At 57.9% G+C, this 6,576-nt stretch carries 3 protein-coding genes; all 3 read left to right on the top strand.

Translation table 11 applies throughout. The features are described 5' to 3' along the window. Positions 1-202: 202 nt before the first annotated feature. The 3 genes from ACUTSU_RS11850 to rluA all read left to right on the top strand — a co-directional run bounded on the left by ACUTSU_RS11850 (position 203) and on the right by rluA (position 6,446). Positions 203-2,566, top strand: coding sequence for a DNA polymerase II (locus ACUTSU_RS11850; RefSeq protein WP_445651358.1), 2,364 nt, complete (start codon positions 203-205; stop codon positions 2,564-2,566). 266 nt (positions 2,567-2,832) lie between these two features. Further along, positions 2,833-5,739 carry an RNA polymerase-associated protein RapA gene (gene rapA, locus ACUTSU_RS11845; protein ID WP_445654206.1) on the top strand — a complete coding sequence of 969 codons (2,907 nt, stop codon included), beginning with the start codon at positions 2,833-2,835 and terminating at the stop codon, positions 5,737-5,739. Positions 5,740-5,795: 56 nt separating this feature from the next. After that, complete coding sequence (gene rluA / locus ACUTSU_RS11840; protein WP_445654205.1) at positions 5,796-6,446, top strand: bifunctional tRNA pseudouridine(32) synthase/23S rRNA pseudouridine(746) synthase RluA; 651 nt, start codon at positions 5,796-5,798, stop codon at positions 6,444-6,446. Positions 6,447-6,576: the final 130 nt, after the last annotated feature.

Genomic DNA, 6,576 nt, shown 5'->3' with positions numbered 1-6,576 from the left:
CCCCAGGAGCTTACACCAGTAAGTGACTGGGGTGAACGCACGCAGCCAACAACGCTGCAGCTCGAAAATAAGGGTATACCCAATGGATTTCACGTTGCAGCTAGGCGGCAAGAAAGAGAATCCCCAGGAGCTTACACCAGTAAGTGACTGGGGTGAACGCACGCAGCCAACAACGCTGCAGCTTGAAAGACGAAGGGTATAGATGTCACTCCAACAGGGTTTCTTGCTCACCCGCCACTGGCGTGATACGCCCACCGGCACCGAGGTGGAGTTTTGGCTGGCGACTGAGAACGGCCCGCAGCAACTTCGCCTGGCACCGCAGACTTCGGTCGCCTTTATCCCGGCCGAACAGCGCCAACGCGCCGAGCTGTTGCTGCGGGAAGAGCGGCAATGGGAGCTAAAACCGCTGCCGCTGACCGATTTTCATCATCGCCCGGTGCTAGGGCTGTATTGCCGTCAGCACCGCCAGTTGATCAAACTGGAAAGGCTGCTGAAAGACGGCGGCGTTAACCTCTATGAGGCCGATATTCGCCCGCCGGAACGCTACCTGATGGAACGTTTTATCACCGCGCCGGTCTGGTTCAGCGGCCAGGCCAACGGCAATGGCCCGTTGATCAACGGCCAAATGAAACCGGCACCGGAATACCGCCCGACCTTGAAACTGGTCTCGCTGGACATTGAAACCACCGTCCACGGTGAGCTGTACTCGATTGCGCTGGAAGGTTGCGGTCAGCGCCAGGTCTACATGCTCGGGCCGGCCAACGGTGGCAATGAACCGCTGGATTTTGACCTGAAGTACTGCGTCAGCCGCCCGCAAATGCTGGAACGGCTGAATCAGTGGCTGGAGCAGCACGATCCCGACGCCATCATCGGCTGGAACCTGGTGCAGTTCGATTTACGGGTATTGCAAAAGCACGCTGAGCGTTACCAGATCCCGTTAAAACTGGGTCGCGGGGGCAATCTGCTTGAATGGCGTGAACACGGCTTCAAGCAAAATCACTTTTTCGCCTCCGCCGCCGGGCGGTTGATTATCGACGGTATCGAGGCGCTCAAATCCGCCACCTGGAACTTCCCTTCTTTCAGCCTCGAACATGTGTCACAGACGCTGTTGGGAGAAGGCAAGTCGATCGACAATCCCTACCAACGAATGGCGGAAATCGACCGGCGCTTTGCCGAAGATAAACCGGCACTGGCGCGTTACAACCTGAAGGACTGCGAGCTGGTCACCCGAATCTTTGCCAAAACCGATCTGCTGACCTTCTTGCTGGAGCGCGCCACGGTGACCGGGCTGGCAGCCGATCGCAGCGGCGGCTCGGTGGCCGCTTTCAGCAATCTGTATATGCCGCGTATGCACCGGCTGGGTTTTGTCGCGCCCAACCTTGGCGAGCAGCCGGAAGAACACAGTCCCGGCGGCTTTGTGATGGATTCACAGCCCGGCCTCTATGACTCGGTGCTGGTGCTCGATTACAAGAGCCTGTACCCGTCGATCATCCGTACCTTTCTGATCGACCCGGTCGGACTGGTGGAAGGCATGCAGCACCCCGGCGATGCCGATTCGGTGCCCGGTTTCCGCAACGCCCGTTTCTCGCGCAGCAAACACTGCCTGCCGGCGATCGTCGAGCAGATCTGGCAGGGCCGCGAAGCGGCTAAACGTCAGCAGAACAAAGCATTATCCCAGGCATTGAAGATCATTATGAACGCGCTGTACGGCGTACTGGGATCGAGCGGCTGCCGCTTTTTCGATCCCCGGCTGGCCTCGTCAATCACCCTGCGTGGCCATGAGATCATGCGCCAGACGCGCGAACTGATCGAAGCTCAGGGTTATCAGGTGATCTACGGCGATACCGACTCCACCTTCGTCTGGCTCAAACAGCCGCATGACGAACAGCAGGCGTCGCAAATAGGCCGGAGATTGGTCGAACAGGTAAACCAATGGTGGCAACAGCATTTGCAGCAACAGTACGGGTTGGAGAATGCGCTGGAACTGGAGTTCGAAACCCATTACTCACGTTTCTTGATGCCCACCATTCGCGGTGCCGAACAGGGCAGTAAAAAGCGTTATGCCGGACTGATCGCCAGACCGGACGGCAGTGAAGAAATGGTGTACAAGGGGCTGGAAACGGTGCGCACCGACTGGACACCGCTGGCGCAGCAGTTCCAACAACAGCTTTACCAACGCATTTTCAAACGCCAGCCGTATCAGGATTTTGTGCGTGAATACGTTAGCCAAACGCTTAACGGCGATTTCGACGATCGGCTGGTCTACCGCAAGCGCCTGCGCAGAAAGCTGGACGAATATCAACGCAATGTCCCGCCACATGTCCGCGCAGCCCGCATCGCCGACGACTATAATCGTCAGCAGGGGCGACCGCTGCAATACCAGAACGGCGGTTGGATCAGCTATGTGATGACAGTGGCCGGGCCGGAGCCGCTGGAAACCCAGCAGTCGGCGATTGATTACCCCCATTATCTGGATCGCCAGTTGGAACCGGTGGCTGACGCCATACTGCCATTTTTGCATGACGATTTTACTACGCTGGTGACCGGGCAGATGGGCCTGTTTTAGCATTCAGCCCGCCCTGCGGGCGTTGGCGAAGGGTTAAGAAAATTCATCGGGTTTTGCAGGTGACGAACGCGCCGCCTTCCATTACCATAGCGCCCTTCCCAAATTCTGGACCACACTCCACCCATGCCGTCTCACGATGTATGCATGGGATGAATAGCTATTGCCCGCCATATTAAAATAAATCGGGATTAGCAGACGTTTGATACGGGTGCCGCGGCCCTCTCGCCCGGTAACAAGACTTACTTAAAGAATCGAGCCGACAATATATGCCTTTTACACTTGGTCAACGCTGGATCAGCGATACGGAAAGCGAATTAGGACTGGGAACCGTCGTAGCGCTGGATACGCGCATGATTACCCTGCTTTTCCCCGCCACCGGCGAAAACCGCCTGTATGCCAGAAATGACTCGCCAATCACCCGCGTGATGTTCAACCCGGGCGACACCATCAGCAACCACGAAGGCTGGGAGTTGCAGGTGGAAGAGGTCAAAGAGGAAAACGGCCTGCTGACCTATATTGGCACCCGCCTGGATACTCAGGAAAGCGGTGTGGCTATGCGTGAAGTGCTGCTGGACAGCAAACTGACCTTCAGCAAGCCGCAGGACCGTCTATTTGCCGGGCAGATCGACCGTATGGACCGTTTCGCCCTGCGTTTCCGTGCGCGCAAATACCAGAGCGAGCAGTATCGTCTGCCGTTCGCCGGTCTGCGCGGCATGCGAGCCAGCCTGATCCCGCATCAGTTACACATCGCCTATGAAGTCGGCCAGCGCCATGCGCCGCGCGTGCTGTTGGCGGATGAGGTGGGCCTGGGTAAAACCATCGAAGCCGGGATGATCATTCACCAGCAATTGCTGGCAGGCCGCGCCGAGCGTGTACTGATCGTGGTGCCGGAAACCCTGCAGCACCAGTGGCTGGTCGAAATGATGCGCCGCTTCAACCTGTATTTCTCACTGTTCGACGACAGCCGTTACTCCGAGGCCAAGCTCGACAGCAGCAACCCGTTTGAAACCGAACAGTTGGTGATCTGCTCGCTGGACTTCGTCCGTCGTAACAAGCTGCGTCTGGAAGAACTGGCCGACGCCCAGTGGGACCTGCTGGTGGTCGATGAAGCCCACCATCTGGCCTGGAGCGAAGAGGCACCCAGCCGCGAGTATCAGGTCATCGAGCAACTGGCTGAGCACATTCCCGGCGTGCTGCTGCTGACCGCCACTCCGGAACAGCTCGGCCAACAAAGCCACTTCGCCCGCTTGCGCCTGCTGGATCCGAACCGTTTCCACGACTACCAGGACTTTGTTGCCGAACAGCAGAAATATCGCCCGGTAGCCGATGCCGTTACCCTGCTGCTGAGCGGTGAACGCCTGGCCGATGACAAGCTGAACCTGCTGGGTGAGCTGATCGACGAGCAGGATATCGAACCGCTGCTGAAAGCGGCCAACAGCGACAGAGACAACAGTGAGCAGGCGCGTCAGGAACTGGTCACCATGCTGATGGACCGCCACGGTACCAGCCGCGTGCTGTTCCGTAACACCCGTAACGGCGTCAAAGGTTTCCCGCACCGTTTCCTGCACCAGATCAAACTGCCGTTGCCGACCCAGTACCAGACCGCGATTAAAGTGTCCGGCATCATGGGCGCGAAGAAAACCGTTGAGGCGCGCGCACGCGATATGCTGTACCCGGAGCAAATCTACCAGGAATTCGAAGGCGAGAACGCCACCTGGTGGAACTTCGATCCGCGCGTTGAGTGGCTGCTGAATTACCTGGTGGCCAACCGCCACGAAAAAGTACTGGTGATCTGCGCTCATGCCGCCACCGCGCTGCAGCTTGAACAAGTGCTGCGTGAACGTGAAGCGATCCGTGCCGCCGTATTCCACGAAGGCCTGTCGATTATCGAACGCGACCGCGCCGCCGCTTACTTCGCCTCTGAAGAAGATGGCGCCCAGGTGCTGCTATGCTCGGAGATCGGCTCAGAAGGCCGCAACTTCCAGTTCGCCAGCCATCTGGTGATGTTCGACCTACCGTTCAACCCGGATCTGCTGGAACAGCGTATCGGCCGTCTGGACCGTATTGGCCAGATGCATGACATTCAAATCATGGTGCCTTATCTGGAAAACACCGCTCAGGCGGTGCTGGGTCGTTGGTTCCACGAAGGGCTGGATGCCTTCGAGCATACCTGCCCGACCGGCCGCACCATTTATGACAACGGTTACGAGCAACTGATTGGCTTCCTGGCGGCACCGACCGAGCAGGAAGGGCTGGATGAGTTCATTCACCACTGCCGTCAGCAGCACGACCACCTGAAAGTGCAACTGGAGCAGGGCCGTGACCGCCTGCTGGAAATGCACTCCAACGGCGGCGAGAAAGCGCAAGCGCTGGCAGAGGCCATCGCCAATCAGGACAACGACGTCAATCTGGTGGGCTTTGCGCTTAACCTGTTCGATATCGTCGGCATCAACCAGGACGATCGCAGCGATAACCTGATTGTCCTGACGCCATCCGACCACATGCTGGTGCCAGACTTCCCGGGTCTGCCTCAGGACGGTTGTACCGTGACCTTCGATCGCGAGCAGGCCTTGTCGCGTGAAGATGCGCAATTCGTCAGTTGGGAACACCCAATTATTCGCAACGGCCTGGATCTGATCCTGTCCGGCGATACCGGCAGCTGTGCAGTTTCCCTGTTGAAAAACAAAGCGCTGCCGGTCGGTACCCTGCTGGTCGAACTGGTCTACGTGGTTGAGGCGCAGGCACCGAAGCACCTGCAACTGACCCGCTTCCTGCCACCAACACCAATCCGTATGCTGATGGATCGCAAAGGGACCAATCTGGCAGCACAGGTTGAATTCGAAAGCTTCAACCGTCAGTTGAACGCGGTTAACCGCCATACCTCCAGTAAACTGGTCAATGCGGTACAACAGGATGTGCATGCCATGCTGCAACAGGCGGAAAGCTTGGTTGAAGAGCAGGCTCGTGCATTGATAGAGCAGGCGAAACAGGAAGCGGATGACAAACTCAGCACCGAGCTGGCGCGTCTGGAAGCCCTGAAGGCGGTCAATCCGAACATCCGTGATGACGAAGTCGAAGCGCTGGAGTTCAATCGCAAGCAGGTGCTGGTTAACCTCAATGAAGCAGGATGGCGTCTGGATGCTATCCGTCTGGTGGTGGTAACTCACCAGTAACCTGCGCACTGGGGAACTTCGGTTCCCCTGTTGTGACTTTCAGCGGAGCCAACAAGATGGAACCCTACAATCCCCCGCAATGCCCGATGCATATTCTGTATCAGGATGAGCACATTATGGTGGTCAACAAACCGAGTGGCCTGTTGTCGGTACCCGGCCGCGCCCCGGAAAATAAAGACAGCCTGATGACGCGCATCCTCGCGGATTACCCGGCGGCAGAATCGGTGCATCGCCTGGATATGGCGACCAGTGGTGTGATTGTGGTGGCGCTGAACAAGGCGGCGGAGCGTGAGCTTAAGCGCCAGTTCCGCGATCGCGAGCCGAAGAAGTCTTATATCGCCCGCGTATCGGGCCATCTGAAGCACGATGAAGGCCTGGTGGATTTACCGCTGATTTGTGACTGGCCAAACCGGCCGTTGCAGAAGGTGTGTTTCGAGACGGGCAAAGCGGCGCAAACCGAGTATCTAGTGTTGTCACACGACGCCGATGGCAGCACGCGGGTAAAACTGATGCCGATTACCGGCCGCTCGCATCAGTTACGCGTGCATATGTTGGCGCTGGGCCACCCGATCCTTGGTGACGGTTTCTACGCCCCGCCGGAAATCAAAGCCATGGCGCCTAGGTTGCAGCTGCATGCCCAGGAACTGCGTATTACCCACCCGGCGTTCCAGACGCCGATGCACTTTCGCGCCGAACCGGATTTCTGAATCGCCTGTTAAACGGGCCCAGCATGTCGGGCCCCTGGGTACTCCCCCCGAAATACTTACGCTCTTTCCCCTAAATAATTGGGGTTGCATCGCGGCGGCAAGCCTGCAAATCCCCGGGAGCATAGGCAAC

This window comes from Serratia sp. NA_13 (assembly GCF_052691735.1).
Note: the sequence above shows the minus strand (reverse complement) of the source record. Positions and strands in the feature narration are given on the sequence as shown.